Consider the following 733-nt stretch of genomic DNA (forward strand, 5'->3'; position numbering starts at 1 on the left):
CTCGAACAAGCGAAGTACCGTGAAATCAATTGTTACCTATGATGGCGACATAAGCAGCGCCTTTGCAGGACAGGCAATTACGCTCACACTAAACGATGAGATTGACGTTTCGCGCGGCGACACTTTAGTTAAATCAGACAGTATTCCTAGCGTTAGCCAAAGCTTTTTAGCCAACATTGTCTGGATGAGCGAAGACGCAATCTCACCAGGAAAGCTAATCGATATTAAGCTAGGTTCAAGCACATCATCAGGATCTATTCGAAGAATTGAACATGCCGTTGATGTAAACACATTTGAAGAGCAGCCGGCGACAGAACTCAACCTGAACACAATCGCGAAGTGCGAACTTATGCTCAGTCAACAAGTGGTTTTTGACCCTTATGATCAAAGCAAGTACACCGGCTCATTCATTCTAATCGACCGACTTAGTAACGTAACGGTGGGCGCAGGAATGATCGTTGAAGAAACTGATCATTCAGCTAGTGATGATTGGACTCCGGTAACCGCTGATGAAAAAACGCGTCGCTACGGCCATACCGGCAGAACTATTCTGGCCACTGGCTCAAAAGGTAATGAGCTTGCAAGAGCGATAGAACGACGCCTCTTCGATGCTGGTAAAACCACCATTTGCATTAGCGCAGACGAATTGAGCTCGGAAGCACTGAATAAATGTGCACAAGCATTGAATAATGCAGGACTCATCGTCGTGGTCGCAGCCCAAGACCTAAAAGAT

1 pseudogene is annotated in these 733 nt (G+C 46.1%); it reads left to right on the plus strand.

Annotated features, from left to right (window positions below):
- Positions 1-19 precede the first annotated feature (19 nt).
- Positions 20-733: pseudogene (locus A3751_RS20125) on the plus strand (sulfate adenylyltransferase subunit CysN); the annotation flags it as partial.

This window comes from Oleiphilus sp. HI0080, from assembly GCF_001635135.1.